The organism is Janthinobacterium sp. GW821-FHT03A03, from assembly GCF_059421435.1.
Map to the genome: position 1 here is coordinate 298651 of NZ_JBWKUZ010000004.1, position 23643 is coordinate 322293.

Annotated in this window: 20 protein-coding genes; 10 read left to right on the top strand and 10 right to left on the bottom strand. The window is 64.3% G+C overall.

The features are described from left to right. Nucleotides 1–16: 16 nt before the first annotated feature. Nucleotides 17–358: a DUF6677 family protein gene (locus tag AC07VI_RS12190; RefSeq protein ID WP_086145255.1), complete on the top strand. Its 342-nt coding sequence runs from the start codon at nt 17–19 to the stop codon at nt 356–358. Next, nucleotides 355–906 (top strand): ribonuclease HI family protein, encoded by a 552-nt coding sequence (locus AC07VI_RS12195; protein WP_086145256.1) that lies wholly within the window; start codon nt 355–357, stop codon nt 904–906. Before AC07VI_RS12190 ends, AC07VI_RS12195 begins: the two co-directional genes overlap by 4 nt. Before the next feature lie 40 nt (nt 907–946). Here the strand turns inward: AC07VI_RS12195 and AC07VI_RS12200 are convergent, their stop codons facing one another. From AC07VI_RS12200 to AC07VI_RS12210, 3 genes are all read right to left on the bottom strand, one after another. After that, nucleotides 947–2587: a methyl-accepting chemotaxis protein gene (locus tag AC07VI_RS12200; protein ID WP_492993732.1), complete on the bottom strand. Its 1641-nt coding sequence runs from the start codon at nt 2585–2587 to the stop codon at nt 947–949. An 84-nt stretch (nt 2588–2671) separates the two neighbouring features. Further along, nucleotides 2672–4306, bottom strand: a complete 1635-nt coding sequence (locus AC07VI_RS12205; protein WP_492993730.1) for a methyl-accepting chemotaxis protein — start codon at nt 4304–4306, stop codon at nt 2672–2674. Between the two features lie 302 nt (nt 4307–4608). Then, nucleotides 4609–5100: a chemotaxis protein CheW gene (locus AC07VI_RS12210; RefSeq protein ID WP_086145623.1), complete on the bottom strand. Its 492-nt coding sequence runs from the start codon at nt 5098–5100 to the stop codon at nt 4609–4611. Nucleotides 5101–5453: 353 nt separating this feature from the next. Between AC07VI_RS12210 and AC07VI_RS12215 the strand changes: the two genes are divergently transcribed. From AC07VI_RS12215 to AC07VI_RS12230, 4 genes are all read left to right on the top strand, one after another. Further along, nucleotides 5454–6104, top strand: coding sequence for an HD domain-containing protein (locus tag AC07VI_RS12215; protein ID WP_492993728.1), 651 nt, complete (start codon nt 5454–5456; stop codon nt 6102–6104). Nucleotides 6105–6260: 156 nt separating this feature from the next. Then, nucleotides 6261–7550 carry a TCR/Tet family MFS transporter gene (locus AC07VI_RS12220; RefSeq protein ID WP_086145625.1) on the top strand — a complete coding sequence of 430 codons (1290 nt, stop codon included), beginning with the start codon at nt 6261–6263 and terminating at the stop codon, nt 7548–7550. Between the two features lie 99 nt (nt 7551–7649). Further along, nucleotides 7650–8471 carry a substrate-binding periplasmic protein gene (locus tag AC07VI_RS12225; RefSeq protein WP_099420461.1) on the top strand — a complete coding sequence of 274 codons (822 nt, stop codon included), beginning with the start codon at nt 7650–7652 and terminating at the stop codon, nt 8469–8471. Between the two features lie 7 nt (nt 8472–8478). Continuing rightward, nucleotides 8479–9336: an EamA family transporter gene (locus tag AC07VI_RS12230; protein ID WP_099375846.1), complete on the top strand. Its 858-nt coding sequence runs from the start codon at nt 8479–8481 to the stop codon at nt 9334–9336. Here the strand turns inward: AC07VI_RS12230 and AC07VI_RS12235 are convergent. Continuing rightward, nucleotides 9333–11303, bottom strand: coding sequence for a CocE/NonD family hydrolase (locus tag AC07VI_RS12235; protein WP_492993725.1), 1971 nt, complete (start codon nt 11301–11303; stop codon nt 9333–9335). The two genes, AC07VI_RS12230 and AC07VI_RS12235, sit on opposite strands and share 4 nt — an antisense overlap. A gap of 316 nt (nt 11304–11619) precedes the next feature. On the opposite strand from AC07VI_RS12235, the gene trpS reads away from it, so the two are divergent. From trpS to AC07VI_RS12255, 4 genes are all read left to right on the top strand, one after another. Beyond that, the gene (gene trpS / locus AC07VI_RS12240) at nt 11620–12696 is read left to right on the top strand and encodes a tryptophan--tRNA ligase (protein ID WP_226935574.1); all 1077 of its coding nucleotides are present in this window, start codon (nt 11620–11622) and stop codon (nt 12694–12696) included. Nucleotides 12697–12817: 121 nt separating this feature from the next. Continuing rightward, the gene (locus tag AC07VI_RS12245) at nt 12818–14407 is read left to right on the top strand and encodes a pyridoxal-dependent decarboxylase (RefSeq protein ID WP_086145629.1); all 1590 of its coding nucleotides are present in this window, start codon (nt 12818–12820) and stop codon (nt 14405–14407) included. A 35-nt stretch (nt 14408–14442) separates the two neighbouring features. Beyond that, complete coding sequence (locus AC07VI_RS12250; protein ID WP_492993722.1) at nt 14443–15684, top strand: voltage-gated chloride channel family protein; 1242 nt, start codon at nt 14443–14445, stop codon at nt 15682–15684. Beyond that, nucleotides 15681–16412 (top strand): class I SAM-dependent methyltransferase, encoded by a 732-nt coding sequence (locus tag AC07VI_RS12255; RefSeq protein WP_492993720.1) that lies wholly within the window; start codon nt 15681–15683, stop codon nt 16410–16412. Before AC07VI_RS12250 ends, AC07VI_RS12255 begins: the two co-directional genes overlap by 4 nt. Here the strand turns inward: AC07VI_RS12255 and AC07VI_RS12260 are convergent. The 6 genes from AC07VI_RS12260 to AC07VI_RS12285 all read right to left on the bottom strand — a co-directional run bounded on the left by AC07VI_RS12260 (nt 16409) and on the right by AC07VI_RS12285 (nt 23413). Further along, the gene (locus AC07VI_RS12260) at nt 16409–17359 is read right to left on the bottom strand and encodes a cupin-like domain-containing protein (RefSeq protein ID WP_492993718.1); all 951 of its coding nucleotides are present in this window, start codon (nt 17357–17359) and stop codon (nt 16409–16411) included. The genes AC07VI_RS12255 and AC07VI_RS12260 overlap by 4 nt on opposite strands. Before the next feature lie 53 nt (nt 17360–17412). Then, nucleotides 17413–18042 (bottom strand): chemotaxis protein CheB, encoded by a 630-nt coding sequence (locus AC07VI_RS12265; RefSeq protein ID WP_086145633.1) that lies wholly within the window; start codon nt 18040–18042, stop codon nt 17413–17415. Between the two features lie 233 nt (nt 18043–18275). Next, nucleotides 18276–19019, bottom strand: a complete 744-nt coding sequence (locus AC07VI_RS12270) for a DNA-binding protein (RefSeq protein ID WP_492993716.1) — start codon at nt 19017–19019, stop codon at nt 18276–18278. Between the two features lie 140 nt (nt 19020–19159). Next, nucleotides 19160–19777 carry an LON peptidase substrate-binding domain-containing protein gene (locus AC07VI_RS12275; RefSeq protein ID WP_086145706.1) on the bottom strand — a complete coding sequence of 206 codons (618 nt, stop codon included), beginning with the start codon at nt 19775–19777 and terminating at the stop codon, nt 19160–19162. A gap of 66 nt (nt 19778–19843) precedes the next feature. Beyond that, nucleotides 19844–21082 (bottom strand): DEAD/DEAH box helicase, encoded by a 1239-nt coding sequence (locus AC07VI_RS12280; protein WP_086145635.1) that lies wholly within the window; start codon nt 21080–21082, stop codon nt 19844–19846. A gap of 117 nt (nt 21083–21199) precedes the next feature. Then, on the bottom strand, nt 21200–23413 hold the full coding sequence (locus tag AC07VI_RS12285) for a TonB-dependent receptor plug domain-containing protein (RefSeq protein ID WP_492993713.1): 2214 nt from the start codon (nt 23411–23413) through the stop codon (nt 21200–21202). Nucleotides 23414–23643: the final 230 nt, after the last annotated feature.

Consider the following 23643-nt stretch of genomic DNA (forward strand, 5'->3'; position numbering starts at 1 on the left):
CCTACAAAAGGCACGCATGAGCGGCTCCCATCTTTCCAAACGTCATCTCGCCCTGCTGCTGTCGGCCCTCGTCTTTCCCGGCAGCGGGCATTTTGTCTTGCGGCGCAAGGCCCGCGGCTGCCTCTTCCTCGTGCCGGCCCTGGTCGCGCTGGCGATCGTATTGCGCCAGATCATGGCACGATTGGACCAGGTAATGGCACAGATCGACAGCGGCGCCCTGCCCCTGGACGTGCAGCTGATCATGGAAAAAGTGGAGGCGCTCTCCGCCAATGACGGCCCCGCCATGACAGTGGCCGTTTGTGTGCTGGCGGCGTGCTGGATCGGCAGCCTGATCGACACCTTGCTGATCCAGCCATGACGGCGGAAGCGCAGGCGCGCAAACTGCGCAAGGAAGCGAAGATGCAGGCGCGCCGCGCCCAGCTGGCGCTCAAGCGACAGGACCATGGCGGGCCGCTGGCCTGGCGCGGCTGGTTCGACGGTTCCGCCCACCCGAACCCTGGCAAGCTGGGCATAGGCGCACTGCTGCTGGGGCCGAACGGCGAGCGCATCGAAGTGAGCGAGGCGGCCGGCCATGGCAGCAGCAGCGACGCGGAATACGCGGCCCTGACGGCCGTGCTGCAGGCGGCACTCAAGGTGCGCCCGCCGCCCGTGCAACTGCTGCTGTTCGGCGACAGCCAGGTAGTGATCAATGACGTGCTGGGTACGACGCCGGTCGGCGCCAAGGGACTGGAAGTACAAAGGGCCACCGTCGTGGCCCTGCTGGAACAATTCACGGATGTGAGCTTGCGCTGGCTGCCGCGCCACAGGAATGGCGAGGCGGACCGGCTGTCGCAGCTGGCGATTGATCGGGAGTCAGACCCGCCGGGGGCATGCGCCCCAATGGGGCACATGCCGATCACGAAATGACTGACCCCAGCCGTTACGGGTAAGCAACGAGGTAAGCAACTTAAGCGGCGGCGCGGCCGATCCGCAAGGCTTCTTGCGGCTCTTTCGCCACCGCACGTTGCTTGCCCTTCAAGCCGCTGACGCTGGCCTGCTGGCCCGTCAATTTGAACACGCTGACCACTTGCGCCAGGTTGTGCGCCTGGTGCTGCATCGATTCGGCGGCCGCCGCCGATTCTTCCACCAGCGCCGCATTTTGTTGCGTCACGGCATCCATCTGGCCGATGGCGCGGTTGATCTCGTCGATGCCCATGCTTTGCTCGCTGCTGGCGGCCGTGATTTCCGTGATGATGTCGGTGACGCGCTGCACGCTGGCGACGATGTCATTCATGGTCGAACCGGCCTGCGCCACCAGCATGCTGCCCGCGTTGACTTGCTCCACGGACGCGCCGATCAGGGTCTTGATCTCTTTCGCCGCCGACGCCGAGCGCTGCGCCAGGTTGCGCACTTCCGACGCCACGACGGCAAAGCCGCGGCCCTGCTCGCCGGCACGGGCCGCTTCCACGGCCGCGTTCAGGGCCAGGATGTTCGTCTGGAAGGCGATGCCGTCGATGACGGAAATGATGTCGACGATCTTGTTCGACGAGGCATTGATCGATTCCATCGTGCCCACCACCTGCGCCACCACTGCGCCGCCCTTGACGGCCACTTGCGCCGCCGAGGCCGCCAACTGGTTGGCCTGGCGCGCATTGTCCGCGTTCTGTTTCACGGTGGAAGTGAGCTCTTCCATCGACGACGCCGTTTCCTCCAGGGAACCGGCCTGCTCTTCCGTGCGGGAAGACAGGTCCTGGTTGCCGGCGGCAATCTGCGTCGACGAGGTGGCGATGCTGTCCGTGCCGCTGCGCACTTCGCCCACGATGTTGAGCAGGCTCGCGTTCATGTCCTTCAGGGCCAGCAGAAGTTGCCCGGTTTCATCCTTGGCGCTGGCGTCGATCTGCGCCGTCAGGTCGCCGTCGGCCACCTTGCGGGCAATCTCCACGGCCGTGCGCAGGGGGCGCACTATGCCTGTCGTCAACAACCAGGCGCAGACGACGCCAAAGCCCAGCGCCAGCGCGGCCAGCGTCAGCAGCAGGTTGCGGCTGGTACTGGCGACGGCGTCGATCTCGCGCGCGGTGGCGTCGATGCTGGCGCGCTGGTGCTGCAGCATGTCGTTGACCACTTTCAGGTATTTCGTCGAGCCGGGCACGAAGATGCTCTGGAACGCCTGCTCCGCTTCGGCCTCATGGCCATCCGCCTTCAGCTTCGACACTTGCGCGCGCGAATCGAGATAAACCTTGCGCTGCTCGCTCACCAGGCGGAACAGTTCCTTTTCTTCCGGGCTGGAAATCAATGCCTCGATTTTCTTTTGCAGTTCGCCTGAGACCACCGACGATTGTTTGGCTTCTTCCGCAAAATACGCGCCCAGTGTCGTGTCGCTGCTGCGGGCAATGGCGGTGGTGCGGCGCACGCCGCTGTCGATCTTTGCATACCAGTCGGAAATATAACGCTCCTTGGCCAGCGGCAATTCCATCATGTTGCGCGTGGCCACGGCCACGTCATGCAGCCGCCACACGCTGATGCCCGTAATGAGCATGGAAAACAGCAAGATCACGGCAAAACCCAGGCCGAGGCGCACACCAATACTGACGTTTCTTAACAAATTCATGTGAATATCCTGAAAGAGCGGAAGCAGACTACATAAAATTACAGAAGGGTGAAGGTGCGGCTGAACCCGGCAGCCGCGACCGCATCAGCGCGTGCCGATCCGCAAGGCCGACTTCGGACCTGGCGCCGCCGGACGTTGCGAATTTTTCAAACCGCCGGCGCCGGCCTGCTGGCCCGTCAATTTGAACACGCTGACCACTTGCGCCAGGTTGTGCGCCTGGTGCTGCATCGATTCGGCGGCCGCCGCCGATTCTTCCACCAGCGCCGCATTTTGTTGCGTCACGGCATCCATCTGGCCGATGGCGCGGTTGATCTCGTCGATGCCCACGCTTTGCTCGCTGCTGGCGGCCGTGATTTCCGTGATGATGTCGGTGACGCGCTGCACGCTGGCGACGATGTCATTCATGGTCGAACCGGCCTGCGCCACCAGCATGCTGCCCGCGTTGACTTGCTCCACGGACGCGCCGATCAGGGTCTTGATCTCTTTCGCCGCCGACGCCGAGCGCTGCGCCAGGTTGCGCACTTCCGACGCCACGACGGCAAAGCCGCGGCCCTGCTCGCCGGCACGGGCCGCTTCCACGGCCGCGTTCAGGGCCAGGATGTTCGTCTGGAAGGCGATGCCGTCGATGACGGAAATGATGTCGACAATCTTGTTCGACGAGGCATTGATCGATTCCATCGTGCCCACCACCTGCGCCACCACTGCGCCGCCCTTGACGGCCACTTGCGCCGCCGAGGCCGCCAACTGGTTGGCCTGGCGCGCATTGTCCGCGTTCTGTTTCACGGTGGAAGTGAGCTCTTCCATCGACGACGCCGTTTCCTCCAGGGAACCGGCCTGCTCTTCCGTGCGGGAAGACAGGTCCTGGTTGCCGGCGGCAATCTGCGTCGACGAGGTGGCGATGCTGTCCGTGCCGCTGCGCACTTCGCCCACGATGTTGAGCAGGCTCGCGTTCATGTCCTTCAGGGCCAGCAGAAGTTGCCCGGTTTCATCCTTGGCGCTGGCGTCGATCTGCGCCGTCAGGTCGCCGTCGGCCACCTTGCGGGCGATCTCCACGGCCGTGCGCAGGGGGCGCACGATGCCCATGGTCAAGACCCAGGCGCAGACGACGCCAAAAGCCAGCGCCAGCGCGGCCAGCACCAGCATCAGGTTGCGGCTGGTATTGGCGACGGCGTCGATCTCGCGCGCGGTGGCGTCGATGCTGGCGCGCTGGTGTTCCAGCAAGTCCAGCACCATCTTCTGGTATTTGGCGGCGGCCGGCACGAAAGTCTTTTCAAACACCTCGTTGGCGGCATCGACCTGCGCTTCCCCCTTCAGCTTGTAGACCTGGTCGCGCGAACCGATGTACAGCTTGCGCTGTTCCAGCAGGCCGGCGAACATGGCTTTTTCCTCGGGCGTATCGATCAGCGCCTCGATCTTCTTTTGCAGCTCGGCCGAGCTGGCCGACGACACTTTCGATTCTTCAGCGAAGTAGCCGCTGAGCGAGGTATCGCTGCTGCGGGCGATGGCGATGGTGCGGCGCACGGCGCTGTCGATGCGGCCGTACCAGTCGGAAATATAACGTTCCTTGGCCAAGGGCTGCTCCATCATGGTGCGCGTGGCCGTGGCCACGTCGTGCAGGCGCCAGACACTGATGCCCGTGATAACCATGGAAAACAACAAGATCACGGCAAAACCGAGTCCAAGGCGGACCCCGATGCTGACGTTTCGTAATAAATTCATGTGACTATCCTAAAAAGCCCCGATGCCAGCTTGATAACAGGCTGGCGATCTCGCTCATGGGCGCGTGCTGGCTGGCCGCTGTAGCGAATTGGCGTGACAAGTGAAACTGGCGCACGGTTCGCGTGAACCGTGCGCCAGGAAATGCGCTAGCGTGCGCCTTGCTGAAAAAGCAAGCAATGCTTGGGGTCAATTGTTTCCAAAAAAAACCTATCTGCACCAGGGCGGCATGAAAGGTTCAGGGCAAGGCGCGTTGCCGAAGACAGTACGGCAATGCAACACCGCCCTGGACTTTTCCTGGCGGCCTAGGCTGCCAGTTTTTCGATCAGGCCCATGTCGGCGCTGGACATCAGCTGGTCGATATCGACCAGGATCAGCATGCGCTCGTCGATGGTGCCCAGGCCGATCACGTATTCCGTATCGATCGAGCGGCCCATGTCCGGCGCCGGCTTGATCTGTTCAGGCATCAAGGTGGTGACGTCGGAGACGCGGTCGACGACCATGCCGACGACGCGGTTGCCGATATTGAGGATGATGACGACGGTGAACTGGTCATAGCTGGGCGTGCCCAGGTTGAACTTGATGCGCATGTCAACGATCGGCACGATGATGCCGCGCAAGTTGACCACGCCCTTGACGAACTCGGGGGCGTTGGCGATGCGCGTCGGCGTTTCATAGCTGCGGATTTCGCTGACCTTCTGGATATCAATGCCGTACTCTTCCTGGCCCAGGGTAAAAGCCAGGTATTCGGCGGCCTTGGCGACGGCCGTGCCAGTTTCGCTGGAAATGGTGCTCATGATCTTCCTTTATCTAATTGAATCGCCCGGGGGCGCAGGCCACGGCACGCCGTACGCATGCCACTGACGTGAGAAGAGCCATCCAAACGAATGGCTCCTGCTAGTGTGTTTTTGCAAATACTTTCTTGTAATTAGCTTACGCTTCTAATTTCCGTGCGGCAATGTTACCCCATGTAAATTTTACGTGCACTAAAAAAGAGCATTCGAGGCCAGCCGGCGTTACCAGGAAGGAAATTACGTGGCAAAAACGTCACGTCCGCGCGGCATCCGCGGGACCGCCGCCACAGGCGTCCGCGCCACCGGGGCCGGCGTTTTATGCGACACTGCGCGCTTTGCCTTTTAGAAGTCTGAACATGGATTCCTTGCTTTCCCAATGGCAACCACGCCTGCTGGCGCTGGCCACGGCCGGCCTGGGCGACGACAGCGCCCACGACATCAACCATTTGCAGCGCGTCTGGCGCAACGCCGCCGTCCTGCTGCGGGAGCATGCACAGGCCGATGCGCTCGTCGTGCTGGCCGCCTGCTATCTGCACCACCTGGTCAACTTGCCGAAAAACCATCCCGAACGCCACCTGGCGTCGCGCCAGGCGGCCGTGCTGGCGTGCCGCCAGCTGGCCGAGCTGGATTTCCCCGCCGATAAACTCGAAGCCGTCGCCCACGCCATCGAGACGCACAGCTTTTCCGCCAACCTGGCGCCGGCCACCATCGAAGCGCGGATCGTGCAGGATGCCGACCGCATCGACGCGCTGGGCGCCGTGGGACTGGCGCGCCTGTTCTACACGGCGGCGCGCATGGACAGCGCGCTGGCGCATGGCACGGACCCGCTGGCCCGGCATCGCCCGCTCGACGACAAGGCCTACGCGCTCGACCATATCGTCACCAAGCTCGACAAGCTGCCCGGCAAGATGCAGACGGCGGCGGGCCGCGCCCTGGCCGAACAGCGGCTGGCCGTGCTGACGGATTTTCGCGCCGCCTTTGCCGACGAATGGGGAATTGCTCTCTAGCATGGGTGGCGATAGCCAGCGCCGCACATGCTGTCTATAATATAAGACTCAACTATCGCGCCGCGCGTCAGCAGCATCCTGCCACGCAGCGGCGCAACGCCAACAACAGAACCCTGCCGGCCGCATGGCTGCGCGGGGTGCGCGCCGAAAGCATGCATGTCCGATAAAACCAGCCCCGACAGCCATTCCACATCCCCGCCCGCCGCGCCTGAGCGCGCCGGCAATCTCAACTTCATCCTCGTCTGCGTCTTCATCGACATGCTGGGCATCGGCCTGGTGGTGCCCGTGCTGCCCATCCTGATCGGCGACTTTGTCAGCGGCAAGGATGCGCAGGCATTCTGGTACGGCATCATGGCAGCCGTCTTCGGCTTGCTGCAATTCATCTTCATGCCCATGCTGGGCGCCATCAGCGACCGCGTGGGACGCCGCCCGGTGCTGCTGTACTCGATGGCCGGCATGGGCATCAATTTCCTCGCCACGGGATGGGCGCCCAACCTGGCCTGCCTGTTCATCGGCCGCATCATCGGCGGCGTCTCGTCGGCCAGCATGTCCGTGGCCTCGGCCTACGCCTCCGACATTTCCACGCCGGACAACCGCGCCAAGAGCTTCGGCAAGATCGGCGCCGCCTTCGGCCTGGGCTTCATCTGCGGCCCCATGCTGGGCGGCCTGCTGGGCGAGATCAATCTGCACCTGCCGTTCTACGTGGCGGCAGGCCTGTCGGCGGCCAATTTCATCTACGGCTATTTTATGGTGCCCGAATCGCTGCTGCGGGGACCCGGTCCCCGCCCGCCATTTACTTTCGCCCGCATCAACCCGTTCGCGGCCCTGCTGAAACTGGCGCGCCGCGTGGAAATCCGCGGCCTGGTGGTGGCCTTCGGCCTGATGACGTTTGCGCAAATGATGCTCAACACCACCTGGGTGCTGTACACGCACTTCCGCTTCGACTGGACGCCGCGCCAGAACGGCATCGCCCTGTTCTGCGTGGGCCTGTGCGCGGCCGTCGTGCAGGCGGGCCTGCTGGGCATACTCATCAAGCGATTTGGCGAAGTGCGCTTGTCCTTGCTGGGCATGGCCTCGGGCGCCCTCACCTATCTGCTGTACGGCCTGGCCACGCAGGGCTGGATGATGTATGCCCTGATTCTGTGCAACCTGCTGGCCTTTGCCGCCGGCCCCGCCCTGCAAGGCATCATCTCGAAGGCGTCCGGCGCCGGCGAACAGGGTGAACTGATGGGTTCCCTGCAATCGATCAGCAGCCTGGGCATCATCATCATGCCTTTGCTGGGCAGCATGATCCTGGGCGAAGTGAGCCACTTGCCGGCGCAGGACTGGCGCATCGGCAGCACCTTCTATCTGTGCGCCATCATGCAGACTCTGGGCATCGTCGTGGCCTGGCGCTACTTCCAGGCGCAGCGCCTGGCCAGACTTGCGGTTTCCACCACAAAGTAGTCGGCAGGATAATATTGCATTCGAGAAATAAATAGGCGAGAATGGGAAATCAGCCGCGCGTCACCGACGTCCGGCATTCGATGGCAAGCAAGGATGGGTATGACTGACTTTTATTCCAGCGCCTGGCGCCGAACCGTGGCCCTGCTGGCGCTGGCGCTGCCGTCGCTGGCGGGCGCACAATGCTCGCGCGACATCCAGGTGCCCGTCTCGGCCATCGGCGCCAGCGTGGTCGTCAATGGCGCCACGGTCAGCGGCATCTACCCCGACTTGCTGCGCAGCATGGGTGCCAAGCTCGGCTGCAACTTCATTTTCACGCCCGTGCCCCGCGCGCGCCTGGAAGCCATGTTCGAGGCGGGCAAGGCCGACATGCTGATCCCCGCCAACAGCACGCCGCGGCGCGACCAGCATGGCCTGTTCATTCCGCTGGTAGGCAACCGTCCCCTGCTGATCTCGCTGCAGGGCGCGCGCGCGCCCGTCAACACCATGCAGGATCTGATCGAGCGGCGCGAATTGCGCGTGGCGCTCGTGCGCGGCTACGACTATGGCACGCCGTACCAGGCGCTGGCCAAGGAGCTGAGCAGCCAGGGCCGCCTGTTCTACGAGGTCGACGCCCTTTCCGTGGCGCGCCTGATGCAAAGCGGCTTCATCGACGCCACCATCATGAGCCCCACCATCCTGTCGGGCGTGGCGCAGAACGATGCGCGCGTGTACGGCCTGGCCGACCGGCTGCGCCTGGAAGCCTTGCCGGAATTGCCATGGGGCATGAGCGGCGTCTACCTGTCGCGCAAGTCGCTGACGGCGGAAGACCAGGCGGCCCTGCGCGAACTGCTGGAAAAAGCGGCCCGCTCAGGCGCCCTGATGGATGGCTTCCAGCGCCATCACCGGCAGGAACTGCTGTCGCTGAGCATACGTCCCCGCTAAGGCCGGCATGTCCGGTCTCGTCGTCGCCGTCGTCCTGTTTGCCGCCCTGCTGCACGCCAGCTGGAACGCCATCGTCAAGTCGGGCAAGGATACCTTCCTCACGACGGTGCTCGTCTCCGTGGGCGCGGCGCTGATCTCGCTGGCAATCTTGCCTTTCGTCAATACTCCCGCTCCTGCCAGCTGGCCCTGGCTGGCCGCCTCGGCCGTGGCTCAGCTCGCCTATTATTCGCTGCTGGCGGCCGCCTACAAGGCCGGCGACATGAGCCATGCCTACCCGCTGATGCGCGGCAGCGCGCCCCTGCTGGTGGCGCTGGCCAGCTGGCCGCTGATCGGCGAGCGGCTCGCGCCCTTGCAGATGGGCGCGATCGCCTGCATCAGCGCGGGCATCCTTGGCCTGTATGTTGCCGCGCGCGCGCCCGCCACCCCTGGCATCGCGAAAAACACGGGGCGCGCCACCGCCTTTGCGCTGGGCAACGCCGGCGTCATCGCCAGCTATACCCTGATCGACGGCATCGGCGTGCGCCTGTCGGGCGCGCCGGCCGCCTACACGATGTGGATTTTTGTGCTGAACGGCGCCGGACTGCTGCTGTGGACAATGCTGCGCCGCCGCGCCGGCCTGCTGGCGTATGCGCACACGCAATGGCGCCTGGCCGCCTTGGGCGGCTTCGGCACCCTGGCCTCGTACGGCCTGGCCCTGTGGGCCATGACGCAGGCGCCCGTGGCCGCCATCGCGGCCCTGCGCGAAACATCGATTCTGTTCGCCATCGCCATTGCGGCCCTGTTCCTGCGCGAAAAAATCAGCCCCCGCCGCTATGTGGCCATCGCCCTGATCGCGGCGGGCGCCATTCTCATGCGCATGGGCTAGCGGGCGTCCAGCGGCGCGATCGGCAATTCGATGGCGCTGGCCGCCCCTGCCGCGTGGTACACGCGCTGCGTCGCCTTTCTATAATGGCCCGGGTCGGCCAGGAAGATGTTCGGCACGTAGTTTTGCGGGTTGCGGTCGTACAGGGGGAACCAGCTCGACTGCACTTGCACGGCAATGCGGTGGCCGGGCAGGAAGACGTGATTCGCGTTCGGCAAGGCGAAGCGGTAGCGCTCCACTTTGCCCGCCGGTATCGGCGTCGGGTGCTCGAAGCTGTCGCGGTAGCGCCCGCGGAAGATATCCATCGCCACGCCCAGCTGGTAGCCGCCCATGGCCGGCTGCGACGGCACTTCGTCCGGATACACGTCGATCAGTTTCACCACCCAGTCCGCATCCGTGCCACTGGTGGCGGCGAACAGGTTGACCATCGGTGCGCCGGCGATGCGCACGGCTTCCTTCAACGGCGCGGACATGTAGCTGAGCACGTCCGTGCGGTCCGCATAGCCGCGCTGGTCGCTGACCAGCCATGGCTTCCACACGTCGGCGTCAATGAGGCGCACGGGACGGGGCACGAACGGCACGGGCTTGGCCGGATCGGCCACGTATTCGTCGAAAGCGCCTTCCGCCGCATCCGCAGGGCCCGATGGCGCCGCAAAGCCCAGCTGGTTGCCCTCCTGCAGGTAGATCGGCGTCAGCTTCGTGTCGCAGGTCTCGCAGGCCAGCGGCCACTGCTGCAGGCGCTGCCACTGGTTGGTGCCGCTCTGGTAGGACACGACGGGCGCCGTGTTCGCTTCCGGCGCGCCATCCTTCAGGTATTGATTGAGGAATGGCTGCATGACTTTTTCGCGGAACTGGCGCGCCGTGTCGCCGTCAAACTTCAGGGCGCCCAGGCTGGAACCGTCATAGTTGACGCCGCTGTGACGCCATGGCCCCACGGCCAGGTAATTGAGGTTGTTGCGCTTGTCGCGCCCTTCCATCGCCGTATAGGTGGCGTAGGCGCCATAGATGTCTTCCTGGTCCCATTGCCCCACCACGTGCATGGTGGGCACGATCAGCGGGCGCTTCGCCAGGATTTTATCGAGCGCCTGTTCCTGCCAGTAACTGTCGTAGGCCGGGTGCTCGAACAGCTTTTTCGTGTACGTCAGCTTGTCGATGCCGAATTTCTTCGCATAGGCGCCTGCCGAGCCGATGCGCAGATACGCGTCGTACTCGTCGTAGACGCCCAGCACGGGAGACTCGCCGCTGCCGCGCGCGCTCGTCTGCCACGCCAGGTAGGACAAGCTGGGCATGCGGAAGGCGCCGTTGTGGAACCAGTCATCGCCGCGCCAGCCATCGACCATGGCGCTCATGGGGATGGCCACCTTCAGCGCCGGATGCGGGTCGACCAGGGCCATCAGCACCGTGTGGCCTTCGTACGACGAACCGAGCATGCCCACCTTGCCATTGCTTTCTGGAATATTTTTCGACAGCCAGTCGATGGTGTCCCACGCATCGGTCACATTATCGACCTTGGTATGGTTCAGCGGACCGCGCACGGGGCGCGTCATCACGTAGTCGCCTTCGGAACCATGCTTGCCGCGCACGTCCTGGAAGACACGGATGTAGCCGTTTTCCACCAGGGTATCGTCGCCCTGCGGCAAGGTGGCCAGCATGCTGGCGCTGGTGACGCGCTGGGCGCGGCGGGCCGCGTTGTACGGCGTGCGCGTGAGCATGATCGGCGCTCCTTTCGCGCCCTTCGGCACGACGATCACCGTGTACAGCTTGACGCCGTCGCGCATGGGGATCATCACCACGCGCTTGACGTAATCGTTCAGGTCCGGCATCACCAGCTTGGCGCCGATATCGGGCGTCATCGGCGGCGTTTGCGGCTTTTGCGACGTTTTCAGGGTTTGCGCCAGCAAGGGGGCGCTGAACAAGGTACTGACAAGCAGGGCCAGGCCGGTGAGCCGGACGGGGGACGACACGCGCATACTGTTCTCCAATGATACATGCCACGCAAAAGTGGCCGAACGACAATAGTACCCGGAAAGCAAGTTTTGCATAAGGCAAGCCTCTGACGCGGCGCAGCAGATAAATCCGGCCGCAACTTGACAGAACGCGCCTGAACTGCAACCATAACGCCATGAAATTTATCCCGTCACAACACGCCTGCTTGAATTGGTGGTCCCGCTCACTTTCGCGCGGCCACTCTATAGTGATGTGAATTTGATCCACGCCGCCTCGATCGGTGGCGTAACAGGCTCAGCCTGGATCATCCCCGATGCAGGCGGCTCAAAAGGAAACTTGATGAGCTTGCCTAACACCCCCGATACCCCCGACACCGACAACGCCCCGGCAGCACCGCTGTCCGCCGCCGCCATCGCTTCGCAATCCGTGATCCTGACGGGTGACCGCCCGACCGGCCCCCTGCACCTGGGCCACTATGTGGGCAGCCTGCGCGACCGCGTCCGCTACCAGAACAGCTACAAGCAATTCATCATGCTGGCCGACGCGCAGGCGCTGACGGACAATATGGACGACATCGACAAGGTGCACCGCAACGTCGTCGAGGTGGCGCTCGACTACCTGGCCGTCGGCATCGACCCAACGAAAACCACGGTGTTCATCCAGTCGCAGATTCCGGAACTGGCCGAGCTGACCTTTTACTACCTGAACATCGTCACCGTGGCGCGCCTCGAGCGCAATCCCACCGTCAAGGAAGAAATCCGCCTGCGCGGCTTCGAGCGCGACATTCCGGCCGGCTTTTTGACCTACCCCGCAAGCCAGGCGGCCGACATCACCGCCTTCAAGGCGGGCGTGGTGCCCGTGGGCGAAGACCAGATCCCGATGATCGAGCAGACGAATGAAATCGTGCGCCGCTTCAACCGCATGTACAACCGCGAAGTATTGATGGAATGCAAGGCGCTGGTGCCCGATATCGGCCGCCTGCCCGGCATCGACGGCAAGGCGAAGATGAGCAAGTCGCTGGGCAACACCATCAACCTGGGCGCTACCCCGGCCGAAATCACGGCCGCCGTGAAAAAAGTCTATACGGACCCGCTGCACCTGCGCGTGGAAGACCCGGGCCACCTGGAAGGCAATATCGCGTTTACCTACCTGGACGCGTTCGATCCGGAAAAAGCGGCGCTGGCCGAAATGAAAGCCCATTACGTGCGCGGCGGCCTGGGCGACAGCATCGTCAAGAAGCGCCTGGACGTGGTCTTGCAGGAAATGCTGGCGCCGATCCGCGCCCGCCGCGAAGAGTTCGCCAAGGACAAGGGGCAAGTCATCCAGATGCTCAAGGAAGGCACCTTCAAGGCGCGCGAAGTGGCGGCCCGCACGGCCGACGAAGTCAAGTCCGCACTGGGCCTGAATTACTTCTAATCACCATTTACAAATAGCAAACTGATGCGCCTTGGCGGAGTCGGGTAAAATCCCGTCTTCGCCAGGGCGCAATGCATTTGGCACCGTGGCATCAGCAATCAGTAGAGAAGACAAACGCGCAATGACCGATACCGCAATCGAACGGCTGCTGCAGCAGCATTTTTCCATCGATGCGCTGCAACAGGCGCCCGCGCCCCTGCAGCAGGCGCTGCGCATGCTGGGCGGCTGGCTGGCCGCCGGACGCGACACGGCCTATCCGCACACGCCCTACGCTGAGCTGCTGACGCAGCTGTCCGACATCAGCCCGCCCGCGCACGGCATGCCCGTGGCGGACTTTCTGCAGGAGCTGGACGCCACCGTGCTGGCCAATACGGCCCAGCTGAACCACCCGCTCTACATCGGCCACATGACGCAGGCCCTGCCCTGGATCAGCGTGCTGGCCGAAGCGTTCACGGCCACCCTGAACCAGAACCAGGTGAAGATCGAGACGGCGTATGTGTCGACCCTGATCGAAAAGCAGATCCTCGGCTGGCTGCACCGCCAGGTGTACCGGCAGGCCGACAGCGTCTACGCGCAGGCCATGGCCGCCACCAGCGGCGCGCTGGGCAATGTCGTCAATGGCGGCACCATGGGCAATCTGACGGCGCTGGCCGTGGCGCTGGAAAAACAATTGCCCGGCACGCGCAAGCGCGGTTTGTTTGCCGCCGTGCAAGAATCCGGCTACGCGGGACTGGCCGTGATCGGTTCGGCCCGCAGCCATTATTCCGTGAAAAAGGCGCTGGCGACCCTGGGCCTGGGCGAAAACGCGCTGCAGCTGGTGGCCGTCGACCGCGACAACCGCATCGACATCGCCGCGCTGGAAGCGACCATTGCCGACTTGAAATTGCGCAATATCAAGGTCGTCGCCATGATCGGCATCGCCGGCACGACGGAAACGGGCGCCATCGACCCGCTGGCCGCCATGGCGGCCATTGCGGCACGGGAAAATATCTGGTTCCACGTGGACGCGGCCTGGGGCGGCGCCCTGCTGATCGCCGAACAGTACCGCGCACTGTATGACGGCATTGCCCTGGCCGACTCCGTCGTCATCGACGGCCACAAGCTGCTGTGGGTGCCGATGGCGCAAAGCATGGTGCTGTTCAAGGACAACGCCAGCCTGAACCTGTTGAAGCACAACGCCAACTACATCTTGCGCGACAATTCCGGCGACCTGGGCCAGACATCGCTGGAAGGCTCGCGCCGCTTCGACGCCCTGAAACTGTGGACCTCGTTCAAGGTGCTGGGCGTGTCCGGCTACACGACCCTGCTGCGGCAGGCGGCCACCCTGTCCGGCCAGCTGCAGGATCTATTGGCCGACCAGCAGGATTTCGAGCTGATCACGCGCTCCGACACCTTCATCCTCACCTACCGCTACGTGCCCGCGCACTTGCGCCAGCGCATGGACAGCCTGCTGGCCGGCGGACAGCCGGAAGCGGCGGCCGAACTGAACAAGCAACTGAACACCTTGAACGCCAAGCTGCAAAACCGCCAGAAAGCGCAAGGCCACAGCTTCGTGTCGCGCACGGTGCTCGAATCGACGCGCTACCCTGGCCCGACCAACGTGCTGCGCGTGGTCATGACGAATGTCAGGACGCGCCCCCACCACCTGCGCGCCATCCTGGCCGAGCAGCGCGCCATCGGCCAGGCGCTGGTGGCGGAACTGGGGATGTAACACCTTTCCACCCATCAACCTTGACTGGATGCCCGATGCACAGGCTGACCGCCCTTTCTGACCTGTTACGGCATCTGCTGAAATGGCTGCTGCTGGCCGGTATGGTCGCGGTCCTGGGCGGCACAGCCTCGGCCGCCTTCCTGTACGCCCTGGACTGGGCCACGCGCACGCGCCTGGCGCACGCCTGGCTGATCTGGCTGCTGCCCGTGGCGGGCTTTGCCGTCGGCTGGCTGTATTTGCGCTACGGCAGCCGTGTCGAGGGCGGCGCGAACCTGCTCATCGATGAAATCCACGATCCGAAGAAAATCATCCCGCTGCGCATGGCGCCGTTGGTGCTGGGCGGCACCGTCATCTCGCATGTGTTCGGCGCGTCCGTCGGGCGCGAAGGCACGGCCGTGCAGATGGGCGGCGCGCTGGCCGACCAGCTCACGCGCATGTTTCGCCTGAACAATGAAGACCGACGCATCATCCTGATGGCCGGCATCAGCGCCGGTTTTGCCTCCGTCTTCGGCACGCCGCTGGCGGGCGCCCTCTTCGGCCTGGAAGTGCTGGCCATCGGCCGCCTGCGCTATGAAGCCATGCTGCCCTGCCTGGCTGCCGCCGTCATCGCCGACCAGGTAGGCCTGCTGTGGGGCGTCCAGCATACGCATTACGCCGTCCCCCTGATCCCCGCCCTCTCCGCCTGGACTTTATCCGCCATGGTGATCGCCGGCGTGCTGTTCGGCGTGACCGGCAAACTGTTTGCGCACGCCACGCACGGCTTGAGCGGCCTGATGAAGCGCTGCATCGGCTACGCCCCGCTGCGCCCGCTGGCGGGCGGCCTCGTCGTCGCCATCGCCGTGTGGCTGATGGGCACCGATAAATATATCGGCCTGGGCATTCCCACCATCGTCGACGCCCTCAAGGAGCCGCTGCCCGCATATGATTTCCTCGGCAAGATGGCGTTCACCATCGTCTCGCTGGGCACGGGATTCAAGGGCGGCGAAGTGACGCCCCTGTTCTTCATCGGCGCGACCCTGGGCAATGCGCTGGGGCCTGTGCTGCACCAGCCCGTCGCCCTGCTGGCCGCCGTCGGCTTCGTCGCCGTGTTTGCGGGAGCGGCCAACACGCCGATTGCCTCGACCCTGATGGCGATGGAACTGTTCGGCGCCGAGATCGGCGTGTACGCGGCCATCGCCTGCGTCGTGGCCTACCTGTTTTCCGGCCACGCGGGCATTTATAGGGCGCAGCGCAGCGGGCATGCCAAGCGCACCACCCGCAAGGAACTTGAACCATGACCCAGAACATCTACGACAACGACGCCTTCTTCGCGGCCTACAGCCAGCTGCCCCGCTCGATTGGCGGCCTCGACAGCGCTCCCGAATGGCCGGCCCTGCGCGCCATGCTGCCCGACCTGCGGGGAAAAAGCGTGCTCGACCTGGGCTGCGGCTATGGCTGGTTCTGCCGCTGGGCGGCAGAACAGGGCGCGGCGCGGATATTGGGCGTGGACGTGTCGGAAAAGATGCTGGCGCAGGCAGGCGGCATGGGAGAACATGCAGCTGTCAGCTATGCCCGGCTTGATCTGGAACAACTGGCCTTGCCGCCCGCCAGCTATGATCTGATTTACAGCTCGCTCGCCTTCCACTACATCGAAGGTTTCGACGCCTTGCTGGCCGCCATCCGCCACGGCTTGAAGCCGGGCGGCAAGCTGGTGTTTTCCATCGAGCACCCGATCTTCATGGCGCCGCGCCAGCCGGGCTGGCTGACGGATGGCCAAGGCCGCAAGCGCTGGCCCGTCGACAGCTACCAGCAGCAAGGCCCGCGCGTGTCGGACTGGCTGGCACCCGGCGTCATCAAGCGGCACCGCACCCTGGGCACGACCATCAATGCGCTGCTGCAAGCGGGTTTGCAGCTGGACCATGTGGAAGAATGGGGCCCCACTGACGAGCAGATCGCGCAGCAGCCGGCCCTGGCGGAAGAGCGCGAACGGCCGATGCTGCTGCTGGTGGGGTGCGGCCTGCGCTAATCCCCTTGGGGCCGCAGCGCCGCCCCGCCTTGCAAGGCCAGCGGCACGGCCCTGGCCCAGCGGTTCGACGACAGCGAAAACGTCAGCGCGCGCACCTGGTGATACCAGCCGGCGGGCACGTACAGCATGTCGCCCGGCTCGACGATGCATTCAATCATGGTCGCCTGGCGCGCCAGGGGGAAGCGCTCGAAATCGGGCGCTTCCGGGTCGAAGGGCGAACCGAACAGGATGGCGTTCGCCTCGCTCGGATACAGGAAGGCGTCATGGTGCGGCGGCGATAAAAAGATGCGCTTGCGGCCCCACACCTGGGCGAAGATATTGTCGTCGTAATCGCAATGCAAAGGCGTCACCGTGCCGGCCGGCCCCACCCAGAAGCGCGGCGGGCCCATCTTGTCGAAATACGTGGGCCAGTGGCACAAACGGTTCAGCTCGCGCAATTCCAGGTTGCCCAGGTACGGCGGCAGCGCGTACTCGCCCTCGGCCACCAGATCCAGGTATTGCCCCATCGACATGTCCTGCATGGCGCGGTCGGCCGCGAACGCCGTGTTGATGTAGTCGCCCACCCGCGCCCGCACGGGCACGTGGCTGAACTGCTCGCGCAAGACCTCCGGCCCCAGGGCCGACAAGGGCCAGCGCTGCACCAGGCCGCGCATCAGGAATGGCAAGCCCAGCGCGGCGCGCGCGCGAAAGGCGGCCGCATCCAGCATGGCCAGGCGCGGCACTTCGGCGATGGCGGGCAGGCCGCTTGCCGCCTGCCTGATGGCCTTGCGCATGGCGTCGATGGACGTGACGCCGCGCACCAGCGCATCCTTGTGCTCGCGCGCCTGCTTGCGGGCCAGGGCCGCTTCAGGCGAACTGAATTCGGCTGGCGGGCGCGGCGGCAGCGCACGCGGCGCCGCCGATGGCGGCGTTTGCCCGGAGGCAAGTGAATTTTTCTTTACTGACATAAACCTTCTTTGCTATCGATGCCTTGCGCGACAGGAAGCACGCGTGCGCTATTTTAAGCGAGCACGGCCCGGCTGGGCGCAACGACGATCTTCTGCGGCACGTCCGGCACGGGAGCGCCGGCGGCCAGCGCCAGCAGGACTGGCGCCATGCCGGCCACGGACAAACGCCAGTCCACGGCTACATGGGCTAGCGCGCTTTGCGGCATCGATGGCGCTTGCGCCTCCTGCGGCTCCTGCACCAGCACCCTGCCGCCATGGGCCTTGATGGCCCGCAAGCCGGCCGTGCCGTCGTCCAGGTAGCCGCTGAGGATCACGCCCACCGTTTTCGGCCCGAAAGCGGCGGCAGCACTGCGAAACAGCGGGTCGATGGCGGGACGCGTGTGATGTTCCCTGGGCCCCCGGGTCAGCTCGACCGTCGCCCGGCCAGCCAGCCTGACGACCAGCATATGCCGGTCCGGCGGCGCCAGCAGGATGCAGCCGGCGCGCAAGGGTTCGCCCGTTTCGGCAAAGCGCACGGGCAAGGCGGAGTGCTTGCCGAGGATCTCGGGCAGCACGCTCTTGCGCCTGCCCACATGCATGACGACCAGGATGGCCGCAGGAAAACCCGCCGGCAAGGCGGCGAAGGTGGTGGACAGCGCATTCACGCCACCCGCGGAAGCCCCCATGACGATCAGCGTTTCCATGCCAGGCCCTTTTCGCACCAGGTTCAGGAATGCATTCTGCTGTGCCTTGCATCATGATTCCGTGCGCCGACTAACCCAGTATGTCACATCAGACACGCCCCCACGACGCATCGACGCCTGGCAAAAGCGTCGCGAACGGAAGGGAGAGGTGGCCGAGAAGCGCAACCGCACTGAGGTGCGGTGAGCATTGCAGGCTACCTATACCGACGCGCAGCAGCTTAGGCCAGGCGTCCTCAGACAGGGGTTTTGAAGATGGGATCGACAATAAACTGCTGCGCCTTGATGCGCAAGGTGCGCTCCTCGTCCAGCTCGGCGCGCGTTTCGCCCAGCTCTTCGCGCTCCGCTTCCAGCTCCAGGCGCACGGCGGCCAGTTCCGTTTCCACGCGCGTCAGGCTCTCCAGCTTCAGCTGGGCCTGGATCAGTTCCGCGCGCGCCGCTTCGGCCGCGTCTTCCAGGCGCGGGATGCCTTCGAGCTTGAATTGCGCCTTGGCCAGGTCCATGCGCGCCTGCTCGGCCGCCTCTTCCAGGCGCGGCAAGCCTTCCAGGCGCAGCTGCGCCTTGGCCAGGTCCGTGCGGGCCTGGTTGGCCACCTGCCGTTCGCGCTCGAGTTCTTCGCGCAAGGTTCCCAGTTCGCCCGCCTGCAAATCGAGCAATTCCTGCTGGCGCTCGTTTTCGCTGGCCAGGTCCATCAATTCCTGTTGATTGTCGTTCATCTCGGCTTCATGCGCGCTGTGGCTGGCGCTTAATTCCTGCCCTACATAATCGAGGATGGCTTGCTGCAGCACGGGCGACAGTTCGGCGGCGGCGGCGATCTGGCGCTGCGCACCGGCCTTGCGGCGCTGCAAGAGTTTGCTGATGGTGCCCAGGCAGGCGCCGTTGCCCAGCCGCTCGCGCAGCGCGCGCACCGTGATGGCCTGGCCTTCGCCCGCCATCGCTTCCATTGCCGCATTGATCTGTTCCGCGCTTACTTTTGCCATGTCGTCTACTCTTGAATGTTGCCCAGGGCAATCTTGCCCAGGGGCATTATCTTATGCCAGCGGCGGCAAAGCGTAAAGTATTTCTCAATAGAAATTGCAATTGCACAACGGAATGGCGTGCAAACATGCGGCTTGGGAGCTTATTCTTCGAGCAGACCGTTTTCGGTCAGCATATCCTGCACCAGTTCCAGGCGCAGCACGGGATTGTCCTGGCTCAGCAGCAATTGCTTTTGCATGGCGCTCAGCGACAGCAGCTCGCACCAGCGGTTCGCCACCCAGCCGCACTCGTCGAGCCGGTACGGCGGCTGCAGGGGCATTTGTTCGGGCGGAATCTTTTGCTCCTGCAAGGTGCGTATCAGCGCGCCCAGGGCGTCCGCCACGTTCTGCTGCTCTTGCGGGATGGGGATGGTTTTGTCGGGTGGCAGGGTTTCAATCCGCGCCGTCCACAAGCCGTTTTTCAGCTGTTCGCTGGCCACGATGTGGAAGCGCTGCATGCCCATGCACTTGATTTGCAGCAAACCCGACAGGGGCGCGGCCCAGTCGATGACGCGCGCCAGGGTGCCCACGGGCGCCAGGGTTTCCAGCTGGCCCGGCTTGCGCACTTCCGCGCCGTCCAGCAACTGCACCACGCCGAACGGCTGCTCGCCCATGATGCACTGACGTATCATGTCCAGGTAGCGCACCTCGAAGATCTGCAGGGGCAGATAGCCATCGGGATACAGCACCGTATTGAGCGGGAACAAAGGTATCGAGGTCATGGCGCATGATGGCACGAATGCGATATCCGTGCTGCGCGCCTTGTCCTGCCTGGCCAACTGCGCCGATTATTTGTAGAAGCGCCTTTTCTTGGCCCGCTCCGCCGCCTTCGGCGCCAGCACCTTGACGGGCTTTTTCTGGATCGTGCCGCCGGCCGACGTGCCCGGCACGCGGTGCTCCGCCTCGTAACCAGGTTCCTCGCCGCGTTTCAGGGTTTGCCGCGTCAGCGCTTCGACGGCCGACAGCAATTCGACTTCATCGGCGCAGACGAGGGAAATGGCTTCACCCGAAGCGCCCGCGCGGCCCGTGCGGCCGATGCGGTGGATATAGTCTTCCGCCACGGTGGGCAAATCAAAATTGACGACGACGGGCAACTGGTCGATGTCCAGGCCGCGGGCGGCCACGTCGGTAGCCACCAGCACCTGCACCTCGGCCGCCTTGAAACGGGCCAGCGCACGCAGGCGATTCGGCTGCGTCTTGTCGCCATGAATCGAATCGGCGCGCACGCCCTGCTCCAGCAAGGTATTGACCAGCTGCTCGACGCCCTTGCGCGTCTTGACGAAGACGAGGACCTGGCCCCAGCGCCTTTTCTTCAGCAGGTGCAAAAACAGGTCCGGCTTGCGTTTCTTGTCACACACGATGACCGACTGTTTCACGGCCTTCACCGTACTGTTGCGCGCGCTCACCTCCACCGAGATGGGATCCTTCAGCATGGTTTTCGCCATGGCGCGGATGGCGTCCGAGAAGGTGGCCGAGAACAGCAGGGTCTGGCGCTGCTTGGGCATCGTCATCAGCAAAATATCGAGTTCGCGCTCGAAGCCCAGGTCCAGCATGCGGTCCGCCTCATCCAGCACCAGCGTCTGCACCTGCTCGAACTTGACGGCGCCCTGCGTCTGCAAGTCCAGCAAGCGGCCCGGCGTGGCCACCAGCACGTCGAGGCCCTTGCGCAGCTTGCTGATCTGCGGCTCGATGGGCACGCCGCCATAGGCGACAAAGCTGCGCAGCGGCAAGTTGCCGCCATAGCTGCGGAAGCTGGCATAGACTTGCTCGGCCAGTTCGCGCGTGGGCACGAGCACCAGCACGCGCACGCACTGGGGCGCCACCACGCCCTCCAGCGTCAGGCGCTGCAGCAGCGGCACGGCAAAGCCGGCCGTCTTGCCCGTGCCCGTCTGGGCGGCGGCCATCAGGTCGCGCCCGGCCAGGACAAAGGGAATCGCTTGCGCCTGCACGGGCGTGGGCTTGGCATAGCCGAGCTCATCGAGTTTGCGGACCAGGGGATCGATCAGGCCGAGGGAAGAAAACGTCATGGGAAAGCAATCTTGGCAAATGAAATGGCAGCGCGCACGGGCTGGCCGTGCGCGCGATTGCCGAGATTATAGGCCAGCGGGGATGCCGGCCGGGGTTTCACCGTTAAAACAAAGGCGTCAGAACTTCATTTCCAGCGTTGCGCGCGCCTGCGGCGAGCTCGGCGAAATGCTGTTGCGCACGATGGTGCCGCTGGCGTCCGTATAGGTGGTGTCGCTTTCGAAGTCTTGCGCCAGCAGGTTGGACACGGCCAGGCGCAGCTGGTTCTTCGCATCGAATTTCCACAGTGCATAAATGTCGAGGTCGCGCCGCGGCGACGTGTAGGCGCTCTGGCGCTCGGTGATGCGCACGGGGCCGCCATTGCGGAAATTGAAGCTGCCGCCCGTGGTCAAGACGCCGTCCGGCGTCTTGTAGTCGAGACCGACATTGCCGCTGACGGGCGTTTGCTGGTCGAGCCGGTTGTTTGGCCCCGGCACCTGCTCCACTTGCGACCAGTTGCGGCTGACGCTGGCGCGCAGGTCGATGGCCGGCACGGGCGCGGCCAGCACGGCGCGCAACGGGAACTTCGCTTCCAGTTCCAGTGTCTGCGTATTTGCGCGGCCGTCGTTGACGGGCGTGGAGACCCAGCGGTCATTGATAAACAGCAAGCCCTGGCGCGTATAGCCATCGATGCGGCGGGCCGAGGCGCGCGCGCTGAGCAGGGCCCCTTCGGCCCAGTAATGCTCGTACGAAGCGTCGATGCCCAGTGCCAGTTCCGGTTTCAGGTAGGGATTGCCTTCACGGTCGGGATCCGTCTGGCTGTTGTTGGTCGAGGTATTGCGGCGCGGAATCAGGCTCGCCGTGGGCTGCGCCTTGTACGTGCGCGTCAGGGCCAGGCGCACCTGGTCGCCCTTGGTATCGGGCAACTTCCACAGGGTTTGCAGCAGCGGACTCCACACGCTGGTGCGCTGGTTCACTTCGTCGTAGGTGTCGCCCGCGCTGCGCGTATCGATGCCTTCCCAGCGCACGCCCGCATACATCGACCAGCGCGGCGTGATCTCCCATTCATCCTGCACGTACAGGGCCAGGCGCTTGATGGTGGCGTCGAAACCCTCGTCGCTGTTGACGGGCGGACGCGCGCCCAGCGCCGCCTCGCGCTGGCGGCGCGTTTCGTCGCGCTCCGTGTAGGCGCCGTCCCAGCCCATCGACAGGGCATGGCCGGGCAGCAAGGGCGAGGAATACTTGCCGGTGGAACTGACGCCGTTTTCCGTCGACTTCACCGCCACCTGGCGCTCCAGCGCCAGGCCGCTGCCGTCGATAAAGCCCTGCTGCAGGCTGTCGGACGTATTGCGGGCGGCCGAGGCGCCGATCTTCAGTTCCAGTCTGGCGCCGCCGGCCAGTTTGTGCATCCACGTCAGGTCGCTGCGGCCGAAGGCATTGTGGTTGCTGGAACTGCCCGTGTTGGTGTCGTAATCGGGGCGCAAGCCCTGCAGCGTCTCGGCGCGGCTGAAATTGCGGTGGTTCGAGCGCCCGCCATTGAAGAAAAATTGCGCCGTCACATTGTCGCCGCCGGCCAGCACCCAGTTCAGGCGCGGCGACAGGTTGATGCCTTCGGGACGGCCATCGCCCGTGCCGCTGGTGCGGCGCAGCAGGTTTTGCCGGCCGTCGGGCGCGTAGCCCAGTTCCAGCCCGGGGTTATCGTAATGATAATCGTAGCGGTACAGCGAGCCGGCCATCGAGTACGAGAAATTGCCGTCGCGGTCAGACAGTTGCAGGTTGACGCTGGGCGAAAAGCTCACGTCGCTGCCCTGCACGCCCAGCTTGAGTTCGCGCTGCGCCGTTTTGACGGCCTTTTTCAGCACCACGTTGATGGTGCCGGCGATCGACTGCGTGCTGTATTCGGCGCTGGCGGCGTGCAAAATCTCGATGCGCTCGATGACGTCGGGCGACAGCGTGTCGAGCGAAAAACCGGCCGGCGCCCGTTCGCCGTTGAGCAGGATCTGCGTGTAGCCGCTGCCCAGGCCGCGCATGCGGATTTCGCCGCCCGAGCGCCCGGCCGCGCCGGACACGGTAATGCCGGGCAAGCGCTTGAGCACGTCGGTGACATTGCTGTCGCCATACTTGAGGATTTCCTCGCTGCTGACAATCATCTTGCTGGCCGTATCGTCGCGGCGCGGGTCATAGCCGCTGCCCTTGACTTCGACGGTCTGCATGGCGGGCGCGGCGGCCTTGACGGCATTCAACGGCGCGGCGGCGTCAGCGGCTGGCGCCTCGGTTTGCTGGGCCTGGACATTCCAGGCAAACAGGACAGCGGAACAAACAACGGTGAGGCGGAAGCAAGGGCGTGGCATCATGACGTGGCTGAAAAAAGTTGGCTGAATAAAAATGGCTAAATGCTAAAAAACAGGCCGCCGTATTGTGCTGCAATTTTTTCCCACTGACACAGTTTCCTGAAAATATTTCCTAGAGCAAATTAAATTCGGTGGCAGACTGTGATACGCCCCCTTGCATGCGGCGCATATCATTGCGCGCCACATCGCCGCTATAATGCGTTTTCGCCATTATTCCGCTCACCCCGTCAAAG